The 21082-nt window shown below is 52.1% G+C and carries 20 protein-coding genes and 1 rRNA gene; 10 read left to right on the top strand and 11 right to left on the bottom strand.

Going from position 1 to position 21082, the window contains the following annotated elements; all coding sequences use genetic code 11:
• Positions 1-8: 8 nt before the first annotated feature.
• Positions 9-143 (bottom strand): hypothetical protein, encoded by a 135-nt coding sequence (locus tag DYU11_RS33860; protein ID WP_262697159.1) that lies wholly within the window; start codon positions 141-143, stop codon positions 9-11.
• 36 nt (positions 144-179) lie between these two features.
• Positions 180-899 carry an SDR family oxidoreductase gene (locus DYU11_RS24510; RefSeq protein ID WP_229366021.1) on the bottom strand — a complete coding sequence of 240 codons (720 nt, stop codon included), beginning with the start codon at positions 897-899 and terminating at the stop codon, positions 180-182.
• A 72-nt stretch (positions 900-971) separates the two neighbouring features.
• Between DYU11_RS24510 and DYU11_RS24505 the strand changes: the two genes are divergently transcribed.
• Positions 972-2930 (top strand): sialate O-acetylesterase, encoded by a 1959-nt coding sequence (locus DYU11_RS24505; RefSeq protein ID WP_119670375.1) that lies wholly within the window; start codon positions 972-974, stop codon positions 2928-2930.
• 71 nt (positions 2931-3001) lie between these two features.
• Here the strand turns inward: DYU11_RS24505 and DYU11_RS24500 are convergent, their stop codons facing one another.
• The 3 genes from DYU11_RS24500 to yidD all read right to left on the bottom strand — a co-directional run bounded on the left by DYU11_RS24500 (position 3002) and on the right by yidD (position 4128).
• Positions 3002-3379: a DUF4174 domain-containing protein gene (locus tag DYU11_RS24500; protein WP_119670374.1), complete on the bottom strand. Its 378-nt coding sequence runs from the start codon at positions 3377-3379 to the stop codon at positions 3002-3004.
• A 64-nt stretch (positions 3380-3443) separates the two neighbouring features.
• Positions 3444-3821, bottom strand: a complete 378-nt coding sequence (locus DYU11_RS24495; RefSeq protein WP_119670373.1) for a co-chaperone GroES — start codon at positions 3819-3821, stop codon at positions 3444-3446.
• A 97-nt stretch (positions 3822-3918) separates the two neighbouring features.
• Positions 3919-4128, bottom strand: coding sequence for a membrane protein insertion efficiency factor YidD (gene yidD / locus DYU11_RS24490; RefSeq protein ID WP_119670372.1), 210 nt, complete (start codon positions 4126-4128; stop codon positions 3919-3921).
• 99 nt (positions 4129-4227) lie between these two features.
• Here yidD and lgt point away from each other — a divergent pair, with 99 nt between their 5' ends.
• On the top strand, positions 4228-5064 hold the full coding sequence (lgt, locus tag DYU11_RS24485; protein WP_119670371.1) for a prolipoprotein diacylglyceryl transferase: 837 nt from the start codon (positions 4228-4230) through the stop codon (positions 5062-5064).
• A gap of 46 nt (positions 5065-5110) precedes the next feature.
• Here lgt and DYU11_RS24480 read toward each other — a convergent pair whose 3' ends face one another.
• Complete coding sequence (locus DYU11_RS24480; RefSeq protein ID WP_229366019.1) at positions 5111-6466, bottom strand: S8 family peptidase; 1356 nt, start codon at positions 6464-6466, stop codon at positions 5111-5113.
• 349 nt (positions 6467-6815) lie between these two features.
• Here DYU11_RS24480 and DYU11_RS24475 point away from each other — a divergent pair, with 349 nt between their 5' ends.
• Positions 6816-7436, top strand: coding sequence for a transposase (locus DYU11_RS24475; protein WP_119670369.1), 621 nt, complete (start codon positions 6816-6818; stop codon positions 7434-7436).
• Positions 7437-7788: 352 nt separating this feature from the next.
• Here the strand turns inward: DYU11_RS24475 and DYU11_RS24470 are convergent, their stop codons facing one another.
• The 3 genes from DYU11_RS24470 to DYU11_RS24460 form a co-directional block, all read right to left on the bottom strand.
• Positions 7789-9561: a tetratricopeptide repeat-containing sensor histidine kinase gene (locus tag DYU11_RS24470; protein ID WP_119670368.1), complete on the bottom strand. Its 1773-nt coding sequence runs from the start codon at positions 9559-9561 to the stop codon at positions 7789-7791.
• A gap of 382 nt (positions 9562-9943) precedes the next feature.
• Complete coding sequence (locus DYU11_RS24465) at positions 9944-10879, bottom strand: carbohydrate kinase family protein (protein WP_119670603.1); 936 nt, start codon at positions 10877-10879, stop codon at positions 9944-9946.
• Positions 10880-10958: 79 nt separating this feature from the next.
• Positions 10959-12335: an MFS transporter gene (locus DYU11_RS24460; RefSeq protein WP_119670367.1), complete on the bottom strand. Its 1377-nt coding sequence runs from the start codon at positions 12333-12335 to the stop codon at positions 10959-10961.
• Between the two features lie 120 nt (positions 12336-12455).
• Here DYU11_RS24460 and DYU11_RS24455 point away from each other — a divergent pair, with 120 nt between their 5' ends.
• From DYU11_RS24455 to DYU11_RS24445, 3 genes are all read left to right on the top strand, one after another.
• A complete protein-coding gene (locus DYU11_RS24455; protein ID WP_119670366.1) occupies positions 12456-13946 on the top strand; it encodes a BamA/TamA family outer membrane protein in 1491 nt (496 codons plus the stop codon).
• Between the two features lie 207 nt (positions 13947-14153).
• Positions 14154-14819, top strand: a complete 666-nt coding sequence (locus DYU11_RS24450) for an OmpH/Skp family outer membrane protein (RefSeq protein WP_199736784.1) — start codon at positions 14154-14156, stop codon at positions 14817-14819.
• A gap of 25 nt (positions 14820-14844) precedes the next feature.
• The gene (locus DYU11_RS24445; protein WP_119670365.1) at positions 14845-15426 is read left to right on the top strand and encodes a hypothetical protein; all 582 of its coding nucleotides are present in this window, start codon (positions 14845-14847) and stop codon (positions 15424-15426) included.
• Between the two features lie 98 nt (positions 15427-15524).
• Here DYU11_RS24445 and DYU11_RS24440 read toward each other — a convergent pair whose 3' ends face one another.
• Together DYU11_RS24440 and DYU11_RS24435 are read right to left on the bottom strand one after the other, a co-directional pair.
• The gene (locus DYU11_RS24440; RefSeq protein WP_119670364.1) at positions 15525-16595 is read right to left on the bottom strand and encodes a branched-chain amino acid aminotransferase; all 1071 of its coding nucleotides are present in this window, start codon (positions 16593-16595) and stop codon (positions 15525-15527) included.
• Between the two features lie 105 nt (positions 16596-16700).
• A complete protein-coding gene (locus DYU11_RS24435; protein WP_119670363.1) occupies positions 16701-17252 on the bottom strand; it encodes a cob(I)yrinic acid a,c-diamide adenosyltransferase in 552 nt (183 codons plus the stop codon).
• Positions 17253-17561: 309 nt separating this feature from the next.
• Between DYU11_RS24435 and DYU11_RS24430 the strand changes: the two genes are divergently transcribed.
• The 4 genes from DYU11_RS24430 to DYU11_RS24415 form a co-directional block, all read left to right on the top strand.
• On the top strand, positions 17562-17936 hold the full coding sequence (locus DYU11_RS24430) for a hypothetical protein (protein ID WP_229366018.1): 375 nt from the start codon (positions 17562-17564) through the stop codon (positions 17934-17936).
• Positions 17923-19143: an S-adenosylmethionine:tRNA ribosyltransferase-isomerase gene (locus DYU11_RS24425; RefSeq protein ID WP_119670361.1), complete on the top strand. Its 1221-nt coding sequence runs from the start codon at positions 17923-17925 to the stop codon at positions 19141-19143. The genes DYU11_RS24430 and DYU11_RS24425 overlap by 14 nt, the downstream gene beginning before the upstream one ends.
• A gap of 90 nt (positions 19144-19233) precedes the next feature.
• Positions 19234-20520, top strand: a complete 1287-nt coding sequence (gene tyrS / locus DYU11_RS24420) for a tyrosine--tRNA ligase (RefSeq protein ID WP_119670360.1) — start codon at positions 19234-19236, stop codon at positions 20518-20520.
• 439 nt (positions 20521-20959) lie between these two features.
• Positions 20960-21082: ribosomal RNA gene (locus DYU11_RS24415) — 16S ribosomal RNA — on the top strand; the annotation flags it as partial.

The following is a 21082-nucleotide window of genomic DNA, read 5'->3' as shown; positions in this document are numbered from 1 at the left end:
ATCGCAAATTACGGCATCCAGACCGTTTTATAATCGTTCAGAAACTGCCGGATTGTAAGGGGAGGGCGACCCAGCAGCCGTTGTGTTTCGTCGGTTAGCCCGGCAGCTTTGCCCAGCCTGGCTACCGAGTACAGGGCGACCATAACCAGAACAAAACCCAGTGGCGTACTCTCGTTTCGCTATTTTTGCCAGATAAAGCGAGGGACGGATGGATTCCGGTACGTGATGGCCCGGCCGAGAACCTTGGTCAGCAGTTCAGCCACTTCGCCGTAGGTAAGGGCTTCGGAGCCGGTTAGTTCATACCCTTTGTTGAGGTGTTCGTCGCCGTTGCTGGTCAGAACAAGTGCCGCCACGGCCCCAATGTCCCGCACATCGACAAAGCTGGTCTGGCCGTTGCCGGCAGGCACAAAAATCTCGTTTCGTAATCGAATCTCATCGCGATGCGTGGTACTCAGGTTCTGCATGAAAAAGCTCGGCCGCAGAAAGGTGTAGGGAATACCGGCTTCAACAATCAGCTTTTCGATTTTGTAGTGGGGCGTAAGGGCATTGTTTTCAACGCCCTGCAACGAAAGAAACACGATTTGCCGGATGGGCTTCTGCTTCACTACGTCGATAAAGGGCTTGAAGTATTTGTCTACATCGGCTAACTGAGGAGGACGTACCAGCAGCAGCCGGCTGACCCCTTTGAGGGCCGGACCAAAGGTTGCGGCATCCGTGAAATCCAGTTTGACAAAACCGTCGGGCTGCACCGCGATGGTCTTCCGCGCCTGCTCGGGGTCCTGAACGCCCGCGATGATCTCAACGGAAGGTGTATCGGGCCGCTGCATGAGTTCGCGTAGTGTTTCCAGGCCAACATTGCCGGTAGCTCCGCTGATCAGGATGCGTTCAGATACGTTCATTTTGTAGATTTACAGATCGAGTTCAAATGTATTCGTTAGATTACTACGTATTCCTTATCTCCCTGAATCCCGATGAAAAAATTGACCTTACGTACGTTTTTTTTAGGCGTTCTGACCATTCAGACTGCTTTTGCCGACGTACGACTATCGAATGTGTTCAGTTCGCACATGGTATTGCAGCGCCGGAAACCCATACCGGTCTGGGGATGGGCTGATCCGGGCGAAAAAGTGACGGTTACGCTGACCGGCGTAGGTCAGACCAAAACCACCAAAACGGGCAAAGACGGTACATGGCGCATCACGCTCGATCCGGTTGAAGCGGGCGGGCCGTATCAGCTATCCGTGAAGGGCAAGAATACAATTACGTACGACGATGTGCTGGCGGGCGAAGTGTGGGTCTGTTCCGGCCAGTCGAACATGGAATGGCCCCTCGAAGCGGCCGCCAACGCCCGGCAGGAAATCAAAATGGCCAACTACCCGCAGATTCGCCAGTTGCTGGTCAAGAAAGCACTGAGCCTGACGCCCAAAGACAATATAGAGGGCGAATGGGTAGCCTGCACACCCGAAACCGCTCCCCGATTTACGGCCGTGGGTTATTTTTTCGCCCGTCAGCTTCAGCAGGAACTGAACGTACCGATTGGGTTGATTAACACCTCCTGGGGCGGTACGCACTCCGAAACCTGGACCAGCCGACAGGCGCTGGAGCGCGATGATGACCTGCGAAACGTAGCGGCTAAACTTCCCACAACGGATGACGAAGCCATCCAGCAGGGAAAAGAGCGGCTGCAAAAACTGCTTCAGGAGCAGCAGAATGGTCAATTGCCAACCCCTGCTGACGAATTGACCTGGGCCAAACCTGACTTTGACGCCAGTCAATGGAAAACCATGCGGATGCCCGGCGATTGGGAGTGGGCTGGTTTGCCGGTGGTGGATGGAGTTGTCTGGTTTCGGCGCACCATCGACGTTCCGCCGGGCACTAAGCCCGGCAGTTTCACCATGAATTTTGGGGTTGATGACTCCGATTCAACGTATGTGAATGGACAATTGGTCGGTACCACCAAAAACGTTGGCCGGTCGCGCAGCTACGTCCTTCCGGAAGGGCTGATTAAGCCGGGACGTAATGTTATCGCCATTCGCATTACCGATAATGGTGGTGCTGGTGGACTTATGGGGGAGCCGGATCAGCTGCGGCTGTCGGGGCCGGGCGTGGATATTCCGCTGGCCGGGCAGTGGCAGTACCGCATTGCGCAGTTTTTTCCGTCGGCCTATAAACCGGGGCCTAATACGTTCGCTACGCTGCTGTACAACGCCATGCTGAAGCCGCTGATTCCCTACGCGATGCAGGGCGTAATCTGGTACCAGGGCGAATCCAATGCGGGTCGGGCGTACCAGTACCGCAAAGCGTTTCCGCTGATGATTGAGGACTGGCGGCAGCAGTGGGGCAGCGACTTTCCGTTCTTGTTTGTTCAGTTAGCCAGTTTCAACTCCGCCAACGGCAACAGTCAGAAAGGCAGCACCTGGGCCGAACTTCGTGAAGCGCAGACCATGACGCTGCAACTGCCGAAAACAGGCATGGCCGTTACGTCCGACATTGGCGAATCGAACGACATTCACCCGAAAAACAAGCACGATGTGGGCAAACGACTGGCCGCCGAAGCGATGCGAGTAGCGTATGGCAGTCAGCAGGTCTCGGCCGGGCCAGGTTTCGAGAACATGACCATTGAGGGTAACCGCGCCGTATTAACCTTTAAAAACGTAGGCAGCGGTTTGATGGTAAAGGATAAATACGGCTATCTGAAAGGCTTCGAGCTGGCCGGCGCCGACCAGAAGTTTTACTACGCCAAAGCCGACGTTCAGGGCGACAAAGTAGTTGTGTACTGCGATTCGGTGGCTACTCCTGTAGCGGTTCGCTATGGGTGGGCCGACGATAATGGAGATGTCAACCTGTACAACAAAGAAGGATTCCCGGCCGTACCGTTCCGAACGGATACGTGGCCGGGAATCACGGAGAAGAATCGGTTCGGAATGTAATTCGTGAACCGCCCGGGCGGCTTCGCCGACCAGGCTATCTGACCGGGTTTGCTCTGCCCGGGCGGTTCTGATTACATCTCCTGCTGCCGCATGGGCATATCGTCAATACTTCGGAAAAGCTCCTGTGGGTCGATGGGGCTGGTGAACGACGTTTTTACCGTACCGTCTTTACCAACCAGCCAACCTATAAAGTCCTCGGCCGGGTTAAGTTTAAAATCACTGTGCATCAGATACCAGCGGTCTGGTTCCATTACTGTAGACGCAATCAGAACGATTACGTCGAGGTCGCGCTCCTCCAGTTGGTCTCTGACTTCGTTAAGGGATTCCTGCTGTTCGATGGTAAAATGCTGGGCATCGTCGCGTCCATACAGCAGCAACACCCGCCGATGATCTTTCTTCTCGTCTAAAATCGCCTTGAGCGACTTGGTTTGATTGCCTACGCTTTCCATATCCGGATGGTTCTTTAGTAGGGTATCTAACTAATGAAGGGGCGTAGTGTTTTTAAGTCAGCCTTTAGAGCAGGTCTTCCGAGCGCTCCAGCATCAGAATTGAAGCCTGAGGGACAATAACGTATTGTTCACCTTCATACTGCAATTCAATGGCGTTACGCTGCAGGTACAGCGCCACATCGCCCTCCTGCGCCTGAAGCGGCATGTATTTAACTTTTTCTTCGGTTTCCTTCCAGGGCTCATCATCTACAGGGGCCGGAATCGGGTAGCCAGGTCCGACTTTAATGACATAGCCCGATTGCACCTGCTCCTTTTCCTGAACGGTAGGGGGGAGGTACAACCCGCTGGCGGTGCGGTCGGTGGGGTCTTTAGGTTTGATCAGCACCCGATCGCCAACCACGATCAGGCGTTTGAGTTTGTTGTCTGCCGTAATGCCAAGCATAGTATCTTCTGTTGTCGTAAACGTCCTGATGATCTTAGGCCAGAGGCAAAAATCAGGCAAATACGCTGAATAAGTCAAAATGTCAGTCTAATCCGGTTTATGGCACCGGATCGTAGCCATGACCACCCCACGGATGGCAGCGGCCGATGCGTTTCAGACCCAGCCAGCCGCCTTTTATCGGGCCATGTTTTCCGATTGCCTCAATCATGTACTGCGAGCAGGTAGGCGTATAGCGGCAGGCATTCGGAAAATAAGGCGAGATGGCCGCCTGGTACACCCTGACCAGACCAATAAGGAGCTGTTTCATATTGATCTCTTAAACACCGAAACGGCTAAAAACTTTCCCGCACTTACGTATCTTTGCCTGTCGTCGTTCTACAGGTAACGACTCCGAAATCAATACGCTATGCTGCAGTACATTATTTGGGATGTAAATCCCGAAATCTTTCACATTGGTTCCTTTTCAATCCGCTGGTATGGGTTATTGTTTGCACTGGGCTTCCTGATTGGTATGCAGATCATGACGCATATCTTTAAGCAGGAGAACAAACCAATTGCCGATACGGACACCCTGCTGATTTACATGGTCGTTTCGACGGTGCTGGGTGCCCGGATCGGCCACTTCCTGTTTTATGAACCCCAGGTGTTGCTGCGTAATCCGCTGGAGGTAATTCTGCCGCCGTATGCAGGCCTGGCCAGCCACGGGGCCGCGATCGGTATCATGCTGGGCTTATGGCTGTATTCTCGGCGGGAAGCCAGCCGTAAAACCGGGCAGACGTTTCTGTGGGTAACAGACCGGATTGTGATTACGGTAGCCCTTGGCGGGGCGTTTATCCGGTTAGGTAACCTCATGAATTCTGAAATTGTTGGTCGGCCCACCGACGTACCCTGGGCGTTCATCTTCATTAATAATCCCGAATACGAGAAAATACCCCGCCATCCGTCGCAGCTTTACGAAGCACTGTCGTGTTTTGTGCTGTTTCTTTTTCTGTTCTGGTACTGGAACCGGAACCGTGAACGGACACCCCGGGGCAGTATGCTTGGTATCTTCTTTATATGGGTGTTCACCCTGCGGTTCCTCTACGAATACCTGAAAGAGAACCAGGAGGCCTTCGAAAACGACCTGTTTTTGAACATGGGGCAGATCCTCAGCATCCCGGCGGTCGCACTCGGCATATACTTCCTGATTCGGGGCAATCAGAATCAGCATTCTATACGGATGAGAGAGGACGTAACGAAATAAGAACGGGACCATTTGGTCCCGTTCTTATTTCGTTACGTTCAGGAAATTACCGCGACAAGGCCGCTCTGGCATCCAGCCGGCCGCCGGTAACGGTTTTGCCGCTGAGCGACGGCGTTGGCACGGCGCTCGACAGGATGGCATTCCGGATCTGAGCTACCGTGGCGCCGGGGTGCGTGGATGCGTACAGAGCGACCGCACCCGTTACGTGGGGTGTTGCCATCGACGTACCGTTGTAGGATGAATACGTATTGTAGGCCGTTGTGGAGATGACCCCTACGCCCGGTGCGCCAATGTCGACCGTTTGGGCTCCATACTGCGAGAAGCTGGCCAGCGCGCCCGTTTTGTCGATAGCGGCCACCGCAATCACATTCGGTAAATCATAGTTTGACGGATAGCTCGGCGACGTGTCGTTGTTCGTACCGCTGTTGCCGGCAGCCGCGATGAACATAATCCCGGCGTCGTTGGCGCGTTTGATCGCATCGTAGAGCGCCTGCGAATAGCCACCGCCACCCCACGAGTTGTTGCTGGCGACGACATTCAGGCCTTTTTTCTTCAAATTCGTCAGGTAGTCAACGGCTTTAACGGCATTGGCCGTTGTGCCCCCGTTACGACCCAGAAATTTGGCTGCGATCAGCGTTACGTTCCAGTTGACGCCAACCACACCGGCGCTGTTACCGCCCTTGCCGCCGATCGTACCAGCTACGTGCGTGCCATGATCATCCAGCGAACCCCGGGTACCACCATCGTAGATTGTTCTGTCGTTGTTGGCAAAATCCCAGCCGTTGACGTCGTTGATGAGCCCATTGCCGTCGTTATCGATGTTGTCGGTAGCCGGATCGTTCGGATTGGTCCATACCTGGCCATTCAGGTCGGGGTGATTCAACTGAACACCCTCGTCGATGATGCCGATGTATACCGACGCTGAACCAACATGACCATCGGCCCAGGCTGAGGCCGCGTTGCTGCCATACTGGTTGGCGGGCGACGTTGATGGACCGTACAAGCCCCATAATGAGCCATTGGTATAGTACGTATCGTTCGACGTAGCCGCGTGGGTATAGATAAAGTTTGGTTCAGCAAACTCCACCCCTGGTAAACCCTGCAGTTCAGCGATGGCTTCGAGCACACCTTTTTTGATTTTAACCAGTTCAACGCCGTTTTTCTTTCCGGCTTTTTCCATGGCTTTGGTCAGAATTTTCTCGATCGACTGACCCTTGACTTTATCGAAAACCTTCTGTTTGTCGTCGTCGCTGATCAGGTCCGAAAACTGGATGAGCAATTCATCGGATACGTAGTCCTGACCGGCGGTTAAGCGGGCATTGGCACCAGACGGTGACTGAGCGGTTGGAGCTGTCAGATCGTCGACGGGCTGACAGCCTACGAACGTGAGAGAAGCGGCCATAGCAACAACGGCAGCGCGTGCTGATGAACGAATAAACTGGCTTTTCATAGAATTTAGTAAAAGGTTAAGAAGATTTAACAGCTAATACTAGTGATATATGACTAGATGTACAAAAGATTATTACTATGATTTAGGCTATACACTCTTTATGGCCCATACAGCCACACTGTCATATAATTTATTGATTAAACGGCCTTTTTGCCTGTAAGACAGCCTAAGTTTGGTCGCGGTGTTTTCTGACCGGTTTTACAGGTACGTGCTCGTTTACTCAAAACATTGAAGCGGCTATGTCAATACGTCGTAGTTTGCCGCCTGTTCATTCCATCATTCATCTTAACCAATTATTTACATGAAGGGAAAGGCATTCTTACTTTTTACGGGCCTGGTTTCAGCCGCCTTGCTAACGGGCTGCGGAAGTAAAGACAACGAAGAGGAAAAAGACGACACGTCCGTTTCGACATCCGGGGCGGTGGCTGCTGTTCAGGAAATGGCCAAGCAGGCTGAAGAAATGGAAAAGAACGGTCCCGTGGAAACGGTAGATTTCCGTACGCTTAAGGAGTTACTCCCTGCCGATGCCGACGGGCTGGAACGTAAGGAAGCGACCGGCGAGAAAAACGGGGCTATGGGCTTCAACATCTCTACCGCAACCGGAAAGTACGGCAACGCGGATGATTCCGAGACTGTGGATCTGTCGATTGTTGATGGCGGGGGCACGAGCATGATGATGGGGCTGGCCGCCTGGTCGATGATCGAGGTTGATAAGGAAACCGCAAATGGCTACGAAAAGACGAGCAAAATGGGCGATTACAAAACCTATGAGAAGTACAACAGTACTGATAAAGATGGCGAAATTGCCGTGCTGGTCAATAACCGCTTCATCGTGACTGCGAAGGGGCGGGGCGTGGATATGGATAAGCTGAAAGCCGTTCTGGACGATGTGAACCTGGACAAACTCAAGGACCTCAAATAGGGTCAGCCCCAACTCCTCGGCCGGCAATCTGCGCAGATTGCCGGCCGAGGAGTTTATAAATGTTGTCTATGTCGTTGAAGGCCGACAGCATAAGCTTTCAGGTAGAGGTTGTTTCGACCGTTCAGTGCTGCCAGAAAGGCCGTCTGTTCAGGACATGCTGAAAGCCGATAGAATCAGCCGTACGTCCTTATGCTCGTCAAGCTTTTCGAGGTCTCTAATACCGTTGGTAGCAAATACGGGCGCTCAGGTCAAGCGCTAAAATTGCTTCGTCTTCGATGATTAGAATTGAGGCTGGGCCTGTAGAAATAGTTGTCATAGGTAGTTGTCCACCAAGTTAGGTAGGTACTAAAGGTCAGGCAATTGATAAACGGAAACGTGTGCCTCTGGACGTATCAAGTTCATAACGGCCATTTAACTGGGCTGTCAACGCCTTGATCAACTGCTTACCAAACGAGCCCCCTGAAAGCTGCCAGCTTTTAGGATCAAATCCTGAGCCATTGTCGGCTACTTCAAGCGAGAGATTCGGTTTTTCCTGAAGGGCTACCCGAAGTGCTGGTTTGGCCGTATCCTGATAGGCGTACTTGAGGGTATTAGTAATTAGCTCGTTGGCAATAAGCCCGAGCGGAATGGCCCGATCAACATCCAGCCAAACGACGTCTATGTCGAGCGTGAGATCAATATCATCCGCCCGAAAGCCGTAAGCCTGGAGCAGACTTTCGGTCAGGTCGGTAATAAACTCCAGAAAATTGACATGCGTGAGGTGGTTAGTCTGATACAGCCGTTGATGAATGAGTGCCATGGCTTCAATACGCTGCTGCACCGTTTTCATGGTTTGTTCGTTAGGCGCTTTCTGGATTTGAAGATTCAACAAACCGGACACCAGTGCAAAATTATTTTTTACACGATGGTGTAGTTCTTTCATCAGGACCTCAAGGTGCTCCGACTGCTGACGAATAAGATTCCGGCTGCGCCGAATGCGGTTGTTCTGCCAGACAAGAGCGGCCAGTAAAGCAATCAGCAGGCTACTGCCGATGCCGAGGTAGGTGAATTGCCGTTGCCGGTGTCTCGCATCAGCGTCCAGTTGCTGGATACGCTGCTCTTTCTGAACGGTTTCATATTGTGTCTGTAGTTCCGACAACTGCCTGGCTCGGGTGGCCGTAAACAGCGAATCGTTCAGTTCGTTGAATCGTTTGTGAGTAAAGAGCGCCTGTTTGAAATTTCCGGCTCGCTCGTAACATTCGCTCATGGTCTGATAAATGTCACGTCTGCGCTTGGGAGTATTAAGCTGTTGAGCCAGGTTCAAGGCGTCCGAGAAAAGCTTGTCTGCCTGTTCGAGCCTGCCCTGATAGGCCATGATGCGGGCAGTATTCTCCAGGCTGTACGTCAGCGAGAGTTGATTGTTGCTTTGTTTATTCAGTTTCGTTGCTAAACTGACCCATCGCAGGGCTTCATCCGAATCACCCTGTTCCAGAGCTACCTTCGACAGATTGTTGTAAAAGGCGCTCATGTCGCCTTGCTGGTCTGTGGGTAAAGTTTTTAAAACCTGAACCGCTTTCAAAAAATAAGCACGGGCTAAATCCAATCGGCCTTTGTTTTTGTAGATCAGGCCAATCTGGTTGTAATTGGTTGGTATGTATTTGGTCAGACCGTGCTCAAGGTTCAGAGCAAGTGCTTTCTGGCAGTAGGCCAGCGACAGGTCGTACTCTTTTTCGCCCTCAAATATGATGAAGCTAAGGTTGTGGTACCCCTGACTCAACCCTTTGTATTTATGGAATCGATCCCAGAGGGGTAGTGCCTGTAGGAGGGCTTTTTTCGCTTTCAGAAAGTCACCTTCAATCCGGTACGTCGAACTGATCAGGTTGAGCGCGTCGGCTTCGTCTACCCCTCGGTTTAGGGTTCGGGCCAGATCGAGCGCCTGCGTGGCGTATTGTCTTGCCTTGTGTGCGTCGGTAGCTTTGTAGCTATTGCCGATATCGTAAAGCACCCCAAATCTGACGGAATCATTTGGCAAGGTCGGCAGTAGACGTAATAAACTATCCCGTTGCGCATTAATTTGCTGCCCGTGGCTGTTGTCCCATGACAGGCAGAAGCTTCCTATCAGCAGTAACGATATTGCTACTTTCATGAAAGCCTACTCAGTTAAAATAAAGTAAACAATGAGTATACGAAATGCCAGAAAAAATGTAAAAATCACAATTGGCTGTTAAATATATACCTTAATCGTCAGTGCGTGAACAGTTCTTAAAAAATTTATATAATACTTAACTTATTGATAGCCAATGGTTCTAATAGGACTTGCAGGGTTGTGTTTTGTCAGTCTCTAAAACACACTGATTAATAAGCGTTTATATGTGTGTAAGTTAACTAAAAACACTTTCTATCGATTAAACAGATTGAGTGTAGCGTTGACATTTCCTAAGCTAAAATTGCTTTAATTCAACAGCTTTAAATCAACAATGCGCCACTGAATTAATCGCGTATAGTACCTGTGTTTCAATTCTACGGCGCTACTCATAAATGGCAGTGCGATGTATAATGGCCGGTAAAGGTCCTTGACGAATCAGCTTCATTTTAGCCAGGGCGGCTCCTGCGTGAGCGCACTCTTCCGGAGTCTTGTCGTCGAGAAAAGCCGTTAGGTAACCAGCCCAGTAGGCATCGCCGGCTCCGGTTACGTCCACTACGTCAATCTTGCGCCCAGGAACACGTACCTGTTTGGCTCCTCCATCATACGAAACCAGACTACCTTCTGCGCCCAGGGTCAAACAGATCTGCTGAGCGCCCATCCGGTGAAAGTCGGTTAATACCTGCTCAATCGGCCTGGGTTCTCCGTAGAGTCGCGTGGTGTCGTCTTCGCTTAGTTTAACCAGTGCACCAGCTGAACAGTAGTCAGTCAGGACACGCCAGGCCTCATCGCGGTCGGGCCAGATGCTGGGTGCGTAGTTGGCGTCAATGCTGATGTGACAACTTAGCCGCCGGGCACGGTGCGCTGCCTCAACGATGGCTTGCTGAGCCGGTTGTCGGCTTAACGCAAAGCAGGTGGTATGAAAAATATGAGCCTGAGCCAGCAACGATTCCGGAAGTTGTTCGGCTTTGATCTGGCAGTCGGCAGTGCGGTAGGCAATAAAGTCGGGTGTGCCCGCGGTGCGCGAAACGATAACGAGGCTCGTCGGATGATACGGGTCGACGGTTGTGAATTGGGTATCGACACCCGCTTCGGTTACCTCGCGGGTCAGGTAGCGCCCCAGGTTATCGTTACCCACGCAGGCTACGAGAGCCGTACGGTTGCCCAGGCGGGCCATGTTAGCCGCCATGTTGGCCGGGCTGCCTCCCTGATATCGGCGGAAATCGGGCGCATCGAGCAGATCGCGGGAGACGTGATGGCTGATGAAATCGGCAAGCAGTTCTCCCACCGACAGAAGGGCATACGGGCGATTAAGGCTCATAGCGGATACAAAAATGTCACTCAACTACCGGCACTGCGCCAGAACAGTTGAGTGACAAATGTAGAAAACAGTTTGAATTTTAGTTGCCGCCCGGCTCAATCGGGAACGCAGCCTGTTCGCTCCGGCGGGTTTCTTTAACCAGGAAGCAGGCACCGGCCGCCAGCAGCAGGCAAATGCCGCATAGAATTAAGGCGTTGCGTGGATCGCCCCCTAAAACGCTGTCGTACAGAAAAGGAACGGTGATCATGTTGATGATCTGCGGCACCACAATGAAGCCGTTGAACAGCCCCATGTAAACCCCCATCCGTTCCTGAGGTACCGACGACGACAACATTACGTACGGCATGGACAGAATTGAACCCCAGGCCAGTCCAACCAGTCCCATTCCAATCAGGAAAGCGTTTTTATCGCTACCCAACAGCAGTGATATGAAACCGAGTCCTCCGAGTGTCAGAAACAACGCGTGCGTTTCCCGGCGTCCAATGCGTTTGGCAATAGCAGGCAGGAAGAACGAAACGCCAAAGCACCCAACATTGAACAACGCGAAACAGTCGTTGCCAACTTCAATGCCGCGTTCGAAACCAGGCGACTGCGCCGTGGGGGCATTGAATGCGTGGCGGGCAATGGCGAGCGACAGATACTGCCACATCAGCGGCAGACCGTACCAGGTGAAGAACTTGACCCACCACAACTGCCGCATCGTCGGTGGCATTTCGCGCAGCGCTATGCCTACCTCCGCGAAGGCTTTAAAGATACCACCGCCCTCGCGTTTCTCCCGTTCAAAAGCGGCCATGTCTTCCGGTGGGTATTCATCCGTAGTGTACATCGTCCAGAGAACGGCGGCCACGATGGCTACCGCACCGATGTAGAACGACCAGCGGGTAATGTCCGGAATGGCGTTCGTACCCGTAGCTACCATCGTCAGGCCGAAGAGGGGAAGAATACGCGGCATCAGGTTGGCCAGCGTTTGACCAAACCCGACAAAGAAGCTTTGCATGGCGAAACCAATGGTGCGCTGGTCTTCGTTCAGTTTATCGCCGATGAACGCCCGGAATGGTTCCATCGATACGTTCAGACCCGAATCCAGAATCCACATCAGACTGGCGGCCATCCAGAGCGTTGATGAGTTAGGCATCAGAAACAGGGCAACGCTGGTAATCAGGGCACCAATGAGAAAATATGGTTTACGACGGCCCCAGCGTGGCGACCACGTGCGATCGCTCATGGCACCGATAATTGGCTGAATCAGCAAACCGGTTACGGGTCCTGCCAGCCATAGGGCCGGGATAGACGACTCATCGGCATTCAGATACCGGAATATAGGGCTCATGTTGGCCTGTTGAAGCCCAAAGCCGTATTGGATTCCAAAAAATCCAAAACTCATATTCCATATCTGCCAGAAACTAAGCCTTGGCCTTTGAGCCTGAACCGGTTTCTGAATTTTTTCAGTTTGCATGAACTAGTATGATTAGGTTAGCCGCTGTTATCTTACAGTACAGAAAACAATATTACAAACGAATTTGAAGGATTAGGAGAAATTCTTGACCTATTTTTCTGAAAAGAGTTAATTTTGAGGATGGTTCTACAGCTACGTGGCGTTGGTACGGTTGTCTTCATTCTTTTGTCGCTGGTCTACCAGTCGGCCTATGGGGCCATTGGATTAGATTCTGCCGGCATTGCAGATGCCATGGGGAAACGGGTCGTTGTGCGGTCCATCATCCTGAACGGAAATCACCGCACCCAGGACCGGATTGTTCTGCGCGAAATGTCGCTGAAAGCCGGCGATACACTACGTCAGAGCGAGCTGCCCAGTAAGTTGATCTGGGCCCAGCGAAACATCAATAATACCAACCTGTTTATAACGGTCGACGTAACGTCAAAGCCCGTCGTACCCGCGGGTGCAATCACCACGCCAGCCGATACAATGAACGTAGTGGAGCCGCTACAGCAGGTCGATGTAGAGGTTGTTATGAAAGAACGGTGGTACATCATCCTTTACCCGGTGTTCGATCTGGCCGATCGAAACTTCAACGAATGGTGGTACGATCGGGGTCGTGATTTGCGCCGGGTGATCTACGGCGGCCGACTGAGCTGGCGGAATTTCACGGGCGCCAACGACCGGTTGCAGGCCGTCATGGAATTGGGTTTCCTGCGCCGGACTGTGCTTTCCTACCAACGGCCCTACATCGATAAAGCCCAGACAACCGGTTTGCGCGTTGACGTTGGCTACATCACCAACAAAGAGATTCCTTACCGGACCAGCGCTGATAAATGGTTGTACATTCGATCGGAAGGCCTGCTGCGGGAGCGCGCTTATGCATCCGTGGCACTGACCCGGCGGCAGGGGCTGTATCATTACCATTCGCTCGAAACCCGGTATCACCGCAACGCTATTGCCGATACCGTGGCCTGTCTGAACCCTGATTATTTCGGCGACGGCCGCACGCAGCAGCGTTATATGTCGCTGACATACGGGTATCGCTACGACCGGCGCGATAACGTAGCTTATCCCCTGCAAGGGACTCTGCTGACGGGTATCGTTGGAGTGAATGGGCTTCTGCCGGGCGACAATTTCCGTCAACTGGAAATGAGTGCATCCCTGACCCGATACTGGGGGCTTGGTGGCAAATTCTATATGGCCAGTGGTGTACGTGGTCGGGCTACGTGGGCCAGCCAGCAGCCTTATTCTAACCTGCGGGCACTCGGCAGTTCGCTGGATATGGTACGTGGCTACGAGCTGTACGTAATTGATGGTCAGCGATTTGGTATCTGGCGTAATAGCCTTCGTTACGAACTCCTGAAAACCCGTAAGCAACTCGACTGGCTGCCTGTCCGGCAATTCAACACCGTGCCCATTGCCGCTTACCTGACGGCCTTTACCGACATGGGGTACGTTGGCAGCAGCGTAGCCGAGCAATACCAAAGCCGTTTGGCAAACCGCACGCTTGTCGGGACGGGGGTAAGTCTGGACGTTGTAACCTTCTACAACATGGTCTTTCGCTTCAACGCGGTCGTGAACGGACAGGGACAAAAAGGCTTTTATTTCAACCTCGTGCAGGAGTTGTGAGCAACCGCTCCGGAAACTCAGGGAGTCAAACCCTGCCACGAAATCCATAAAAATTGTTAAATCCGGTTTTCTGATTCCGTAGAGCTGTCGGACAGGGGGCTTTGTGGAACTCTGTATGGAAAAAAGGTATTAATTTCGCAGTTGAAATGCCTGGTCGGTTCGACTGCATCAGGCCTTAATTTTTAACAAACGCGAATGAATAACGCAATGCAAAAAACACTTGTCATCGGGTTCATGGCCATTGCAACTATGGTCACGACAGGAGCCCTGGCGCAGGATCAGGTAACGGCACCTGCGGCCAGTACGGCACCTGCCTCAACTCCCGTGAAAGTGGGTCATACACGAATCGATTACATCCTGTCTCAAACGCCCGAGTCCAAAACGATTTCATCTCAGCTGAGCATTCAGCAAAAACAGGCTGAAACGGAACTGCAGCGTATGCAGAAGGAATTGCAGGATAAATTTGCCGCTTATCAGCAAGGCGTGGGGCAGATGACGGACATTATCCGGAAAGACCGCGAAACGGAACTGCAAAGCCTCCAGACCCGTATTCAGGAGTTTGGGCAAACGGCCGAAGTGTCTCTGCAAAACAAGTACCGGGAACTGGTGGATCCGGTTCTTCAAAAAATACAGAAGAACATCAATGAGGTGGCTGCCGAAAACGGGTATGCCTACATCTTCAATCTGGACTCTGGCATTAATGCCGTACCAACGTTGCTCTACACGCCCAAAGAACACGACGTAACGGCGCTGATCCTGAAAAAGATGGGAATTACGCCGACCGCTAACCCGGCTCCGACTACCGCGCAGAAACCGGCCAGTGCGGGCGGTTCAGCGCCGGCCAAACCAGCCACGACGCCCAAGAAAAAATAACCCTGGCTTTTGACATTGCGCTGACATGAGCAGATACCTTCTGGTAGGAGTACTCCTGGGGTTAACCATACTTAGCAATGCCTGCCGTAACCGCCGGCAGGCTGATTCAAAAGCAGCCGACTCGTTGGCCGCAGTGACTGGTACTACCGAATCGGGAGCATCTATCGTTAGCGGGCGGCTCGACTCGCTGGGCCTGACGCCCGATAGCCACTGGCGCGGTATCAATCTTGGCGATCCGATAGCCACCGTTCGGACTACCGAGAAAGGCGAGTTGTTTGAAAACGACAACGAACACGTAGGGTATACGGTCGAGTTTTCGAACCTGGAATCCGCTGATTTTTTGTATTATCAGAAAGGACAGCATGTGTCGGCAATCGTTGCTGACATCTTCCTGAACACCCCTCAGTCAGCTAAAGCCTACCAGCAGGATCTGCAAACGTACTTTACGGCCCGGTACGGCCAACCCGTAACGCAGGAAGGTGCAATGGTCTGGACAGGCCCGAAAGCCGAAACGATTTCGGTGAGAGATGTGTCCAAAGGAAAGGATTACGGGCTGAAAATCCGGATCAACCCGGCCGACGCACTCACAACGGCTTCGGCCAGGTAAGACACTGTAAGTTACCGAAGCCTACGAAAGAACCGGGTCCCATTACCGCGACGAATGTCAACGTAATGGGACCCGGTTCTTTACAGGGAGTTGCTGAGCTACACCTTATGCACCCAGCCAAACGTATCCTCAACCTTGCCTGTACGCAGGTCGGTCAGGTAGTTCTTAATTTTGACTGCCAGGGAATTCTCAGGCGAGAACTCGGGCAGCATGTGGTCTTTTCCGTTGTACCCGATCAGTGAGTAGGGCGACACAACCACGGCCGTACCAGCGCCGAACGCTTCAGTCAGGCGACCCGACTCAATACCGCCAATTACCTCCTCAATCGACACCTTACGCTCTTCTACCTCGATGCCGAAGCTCCGGGCAATCTGAATGATTGAATCCCGGGTTACGCCCTTCAGGATAGAGTCCGAAACCGCCGGAGTTACGAGCTTTCCGTCGATCACAAACATGATGTTCATCGTGCCTGATTCCTCAATGTATTTATGCTCACGGGCATCGGTCCAGATCAACTGATCGTAGCCCTGTTGCTGGGCCAGCAGCGTCGGGTACATAGAACCGGCGTAGTTACCGGCGCATTTAGCGTAGCCCACACCACCCGGCGCCGACCGAATGTATTCGGTTTCAACCTTCAGCTTGGGCGGGTTTGAATAGTAAGCACCCACAGGGCAGGTGAAAATGCAGAACCGGTACGTTTTTGACGGAGCCACACCCAGGAAGGTGTCCATAGCAAACATATACGGCCGGATGTATAACGAGCTGTCGGGAGCAGTCGGCACCCAGTCGGCATCCACCCGCAGCAGAGCTTCCAGACCACCCATGAAGACCTCTTCGGTCAGGGTAGCCATGCACATCCGCCGGGCCGATTCGTTCATACGTTCGAAGTTAGCGTACGGACGAAACATCAGCACTTCTCCGGCTTCGTTCTTAAACGCCTTCATGCCCTCAAAAATAGACTGACCGTAGTGCAGTGCCGACAAAGCCGGGCTGAGCGTAAAATTGTCAAAGGGTACAATTTGCTGATTCAGCCACTGTCCATCTACAAAGTCGGCCACGAACATGTGATCCGAAAAGTGTTTGCCGAAAGGAAGGTGATTAAAATCTACCTCCTGAATACGGGAGCGTTCGGCTTTCCGCAACTCTATTTGCAATGCATCCGTCGTCATAACAGCTTGTGGTTATTGAGCTTGACCCGTTGGTTAACCGTACCAAAGGGCCAGTGGCAAAGCTAAAAAATTAGTTTGACTTAACTTAGTTGTCAAAACAACTTTTTAAGTCCGTGGGTGCCAGGTTACTTCCTCTGCACTCAGTTCATGGGCCATCAGCCGGCTCAGCACGAATAGGTAATCCGACAGTCGGTTCAGGAACTGCAGCACCAGTTCATCGACCGGTATTTCTTCGTTGAGGCTAATCACTAACCGCTCCGCCCGTCGGCAGACCGTCCGGGCCAGATGACAGTACGAAACGGATTCGTGTCCGCCCGGCAGGACAAACGCACGTAATTCGGGCAACAGGGTATCCATCTGATCCATTGCCTGTTCAAGCTGCGTAACATCCTGGTCAATAATGGCTGGCATAGCACGTTTGGGCGCTTTGTCCGGATCGGTTGCCAGCTCAGAACCGATTGTAAATAACCGGTCCTGAATCTCTTTCAAAAACGCTTTCCGCTCGCTGTTCACCGGCTGGTCGCGTACAAGACCGATCCAGGCATTCAGTTCATCGACAGTGCCATAGGCATCAATACGCAGGTCAGCTTTGCTCACACGCCGACCACCAATCAACCCTGTAAACCCTTTATCGCCGGTTTTGGTATATATCTTCATACTACGTCAACTTACTTTCTTGTAACAAAGTGGAATACGCCTATTCTGGGGCTAACTTTGCACCCTGATCAATCGAACTGGTTTCGGGCAAATAAGTTTTTAGCTGCTTCTGGCAACCAAAAACCGCCGGATACGGCAAAAATCTGCAGAAACCGCAATTAATTTCTAATGAAGGCAGGCACGTTTTTTATTCGCGTTTGGCGAGTTATTTCCATTCTTGGGTTACTTCTATCACTTTTCTCCAGCTACGTTTCTTATCCCGGCGCAGTTGCGGTTCGGTTTAACGAGATCGGTCAGGCTGTCCAGTACATGAGCCGGGAAACCATATTCTACGGAGCAGTAGCCATCTTTCTGATCAACAACACGCTCATCAATACGGTTGCCAAGTTGTTTACGCGTATTCCAGTCAGTCAGATTCCCATCCCAAATCAACCGTTTTGGGCGGATCATCGGGCCGAACTGAATGAGATCATCACCAACTGGTTTTACGCCATCATGGCGGCCATCAATACCATTCTGGGCCTGGCGCTGTTCGTACTGTCGCTGCTGAACCGATCAGATCTTACTGCTACGCCAATCAATTACGCGTGGCTGCTGCCGCTTAGTACCCTCATTTTGGCCGCCGTGCTGATTGCTTTGCCGGTTCGTTTGCTCATCAAACCAGTTGCGCATGATGAGCGCTGAGACGCTACGGTTGGAGCAGTTTCAGTATGAACTGCCCGACGAACGAATTGCCCGGTTTCCGTTGGCCCAGCGGGATCAGTCGAAGCTGCTGGTGTATCGAAGCGGGCAGATCACGCACAGCCGCTTTATCAACTTGCCTGATGAATTGCCCGATGGGAGCTTTCTGGTGTTTAATGATACGAAAGTCATTCCGGCGCGGCTGATTTTCACCCGGTCGACGGGGGCCGTTATTGAGTTGTTTCTGTTGAATCCGCTGCCACTTGATCGACCCATTACGCTGGCTATGCAGGATACCGGCAGTGTTGTGTGGCAATGCATGGTTGGCAATCGCAAACGCTGGAAACCCACTGAAACGCTACACACTACGTTGCCTTCCGAGGCCGGTGACATCCTGTTGGAGGCTACCTGGGAGGACTATGAACAGTCGGCCGTGCGGTTGAGCTGGCGGTCGCCGTCCGGCACTGAATCTTTCGCAAAGGTCATTCATCTGGCCGGACAGATTCCGCTGCCCCCTTACCTGAAACGCGCCGTAGTCGACGCCGACCGGGATACGTACCAGACGGTTTATTCCAGACAGGAGGGAGCCGTGGCAGCACCAACGGCTGGTCTGCACTTCACGGAAGCCGTATTCGACGAATTGGCTCGTCGTGGTTTCGAACACGATTACCTGACGCTCCACGTTGGAGCCGGTACGTTCCAGCCCATCAAAACCGACGACGTTCGTCAGCACCACATGCATACGGAACAGGTAGTATACACGCTATCAAACCTGCGCCGGCTGCTTGATCATCATGATCGGATTTTACCGGTGGGTACTACGTCCATGCGAGCGCTCGAAAGCCTGTACTGGATGGGGGTGAAACTACTACGTCAGGAACCAGAGCCGTTTCGGCTCGATCAGCATTACGCCTATCAGCTTCCCCCTGATGAACAGCCGACCGTGCCGGAGTCGCTCAGAGCCGTTCAGCATTATCTGGAGCAATCGGGGCAAACATCGGTTGTTGCCCACACCGGTATCTATATCACGCCCGGCTATACCTTCAGGCTGTGCAAAGGCATCATCACTAATTTTCACCAGCCCGGCTCAACCCTGATTTTGCTTATAGCTGCTCTGATCGGAGAAAAGTGGCGCGAGGTATACAGGGAAGCACTCGATGGGGATTACCGATTCTTAAGCTATGGGGATTCATCCCTGCTTATACCATAAAGCCTTATTTTTGCGAATCATAAAAGAGAGATGTGAAGAATAGAAAGCCTAAACGTACCTTTTCTTCCTTTTCTCCTTTCTTCTTTACAAATGAACTTTATTGAAGAACTCCGCTGGCGTGGTATGCTAAACGACATGACGCCCGGCACCGAAGAACGACTCGCCCAGGGAATGACGGCAGGCTACATTGGTTTCGACCCTACCGCGGCTTCTCTGCATATTGGCAACCTGGCCACGATCATGTTATTGGTTCATCTGCAGCGTGCAGGACATAAACCGTATGCCCTGGTCGGTGGAGCTACCGGTATGATCGGCGACCCATCGGGCCGTTCAACGGAGCGTGACTTTTTATCAGAGGAAACGCTGCGTCGTAACCAGGAAGGGATCCGGGCACAATTAACCCGCTTCCTCGACTTTGATGCCGGCAAAAATGCGGCCGAAATGGTCAATAATTACGACTGGTTCAAAGAGATGTCGTTCCTGGATTTTTTGCGGGAAGCCGGGCAGCATATCACGGTGAATTACATGGTAGCAAAAGATTCCGTAAAGAAACGTCTGGAAACGGGGCTGTCGTTTATGGAGTTTTCTTACCAGTTATTGCAAGGCTACGACTTTTACTGGCTTTATAAACATAAAGGGGTGCAGTTGCAGATGGGAGGTTCGGATCAGTGGGGTAACATTACTACTGGCACCGAACTGATCCGGCGCAAAGAGGGCCGGGAAGACTATCAGGCTTTCGCACTGACAACGCCACTGATTACGAAAGCTGACGGAACTAAGTTCGGGAAATCGGCAGGAGGTAACATTTGGCTTGATCCTGCCATGACATCGCCTTATCAGTTTTACCAGTTCTGGCTGAACGCGGCCGATGATGATTGCCCCCGGCTGATTCGGGTGTTCACCTTGATGTCCCGTGAAGAAATTGAAGAACTGGAACGGCAACACGCCGAAGCTCCACACCTGCGCATTCTGCAAAAAGCCATCGCCAAAGACGTAACAACCCGGGTTCACTCCGAAGCTGGATACGAACTGGCCGTTAAAGCGTCGGAAGTGCTGTTTGGCAAAGCGACCCTCGATACATTGCGATCCATCAAAGCCGATGAATTTGACGTCATTTTTGAAGGAGTACCCCAAACGGAAGTGTCAACGCAGGACCTGGAGACGAATAAAGACATTACCGATTTGCTGTCAGTAGGGACACGTGGCGAAATCTACGCATCAAAAGGTGAAGCCCGGCGGGCTATTTCGCAAAACGCAGTAAGTATTAACAAGACAAAGATTGCTGACCCGGCAGCACCGCTGGACCTCGAATGGCTCCAGGGCCGGTATATTCTGGTGTCTAAAGGCAAGAAAAATCACCTGGTAAAAAAAGTTTAAAAAAGTTTTAATTGGTAAGTGGCTGTCTTACGGCCACTTACCAATTAAGCTCAAAGAATCTCCAAATTATTTTGGGGCGGGGTCTTGACAGGGGGCCAGAAAGCGCCTACCTTTGCAGTCCCAAATGAGGGAAACACGCCGACAAAATAAACGCAACCCGTTGTTTGTCAGCACATTACAGGTAAGTAGCTGAGAATGAAAGACAAAAATAAATTTCAGCAAACACTTGACACGGGACGACAAAACCACTACTTTTGCACTCCCAATTGATTGAAACACGAGGCCCGGGCTGCTCACTGCACTCGCTCTCACCCAGGTTCAGCAACGGCTGAGCCGACAGTTCTTTGACAAACTGGTTAGCACAACTAAGAATGAGCCCAACTGGTTTTCCTTCGGGAAGCGGTTGAACAAGACAGTAGCTCAGGCTACACAACTATTTACAATGGAGAGTTTGATCCTGGCTCAGGATGAACGCTAGCGGCAGGCCTAATACATGCAAGTCGAACGGGCAGCAATGCCAGTGGCAAACGGGTGCGTAACGCGTAAACAACCTGCCCCGGAT

The organism is Fibrisoma montanum, from assembly GCF_003583365.1.
Classification (GTDB): Bacteria; Bacteroidota; Bacteroidia; order Cytophagales; family Spirosomataceae; genus Fibrisoma; species Fibrisoma montanum.
This window is presented reverse-complemented; position numbering and strand designations above follow the sequence as displayed.

Excerpts from the sequence above, each read along its gene's own strand:
- DYU11_RS24480 (WP_229366019.1), bottom strand. The coding sequence starts at position 6,466 with ATGGCCGCTTCTCTCACGTTCGTAGGCTGTCAGCCCGTCGACGATCTG.
- DYU11_RS24505 (WP_119670375.1), top strand. The coding sequence starts at position 972 with ATGAAAAAATTGACCTTACGTACGTTTTTTTTAGGCGTTCTGACCATT.
- DYU11_RS24435 (WP_119670363.1), bottom strand. The coding sequence starts at position 17,252 with ATGAAGATATATACCAAAACCGGCGATAAAGGGTTTACAGGGTTGATT.
- DYU11_RS24470 (WP_119670368.1), bottom strand. The coding sequence starts at position 9,561 with ATGAAAGTAGCAATATCGTTACTGCTGATAGGAAGCTTCTGCCTGTCA.
- DYU11_RS24445 (WP_119670365.1), top strand. The coding sequence starts at position 14,845 with ATGAGCAGATACCTTCTGGTAGGAGTACTCCTGGGGTTAACCATACTT.
- DYU11_RS33860 (WP_262697159.1), bottom strand. The coding sequence starts at position 143 with ATGGTCGCCCTGTACTCGGTAGCCAGGCTGGGCAAAGCTGCCGGGCTA.
- tyrS (WP_119670360.1), top strand. The coding sequence starts at position 19,234 with ATGAACTTTATTGAAGAACTCCGCTGGCGTGGTATGCTAAACGACATG.
- DYU11_RS24465 (WP_119670603.1), bottom strand. The coding sequence starts at position 10,879 with ATGAGCCTTAATCGCCCGTATGCCCTTCTGTCGGTGGGAGAACTGCTT.
- DYU11_RS24460 (WP_119670367.1), bottom strand. The coding sequence starts at position 12,335 with ATGCAAACTGAAAAAATTCAGAAACCGGTTCAGGCTCAAAGGCCAAGG.
- DYU11_RS24500 (WP_119670374.1), bottom strand. The coding sequence starts at position 3,379 with ATGGAAAGCGTAGGCAATCAAACCAAGTCGCTCAAGGCGATTTTAGAC.
- lgt (WP_119670371.1), top strand. The coding sequence starts at position 4,228 with ATGCTGCAGTACATTATTTGGGATGTAAATCCCGAAATCTTTCACATT.
- DYU11_RS24440 (WP_119670364.1), bottom strand. The coding sequence starts at position 16,595 with ATGACGACGGATGCATTGCAAATAGAGTTGCGGAAAGCCGAACGCTCC.
- DYU11_RS24430 (WP_229366018.1), top strand. The coding sequence starts at position 17,562 with ATGAGCCGGGAAACCATATTCTACGGAGCAGTAGCCATCTTTCTGATC.
- DYU11_RS24510 (WP_229366021.1), bottom strand. The coding sequence starts at position 899 with ATGAACGTATCTGAACGCATCCTGATCAGCGGAGCTACCGGCAATGTT.
- DYU11_RS24425 (WP_119670361.1), top strand. The coding sequence starts at position 17,923 with ATGATGAGCGCTGAGACGCTACGGTTGGAGCAGTTTCAGTATGAACTG.
- DYU11_RS24450 (WP_199736784.1), top strand. The coding sequence starts at position 14,154 with ATGCAAAAAACACTTGTCATCGGGTTCATGGCCATTGCAACTATGGTC.
- DYU11_RS24475 (WP_119670369.1), top strand. The coding sequence starts at position 6,816 with ATGAAGGGAAAGGCATTCTTACTTTTTACGGGCCTGGTTTCAGCCGCC.
- yidD (WP_119670372.1), bottom strand. The coding sequence starts at position 4,128 with ATGAAACAGCTCCTTATTGGTCTGGTCAGGGTGTACCAGGCGGCCATC.
- DYU11_RS24495 (WP_119670373.1), bottom strand. The coding sequence starts at position 3,821 with ATGCTTGGCATTACGGCAGACAACAAACTCAAACGCCTGATCGTGGTT.
- DYU11_RS24455 (WP_119670366.1), top strand. The coding sequence starts at position 12,456 with ATGGTTCTACAGCTACGTGGCGTTGGTACGGTTGTCTTCATTCTTTTG.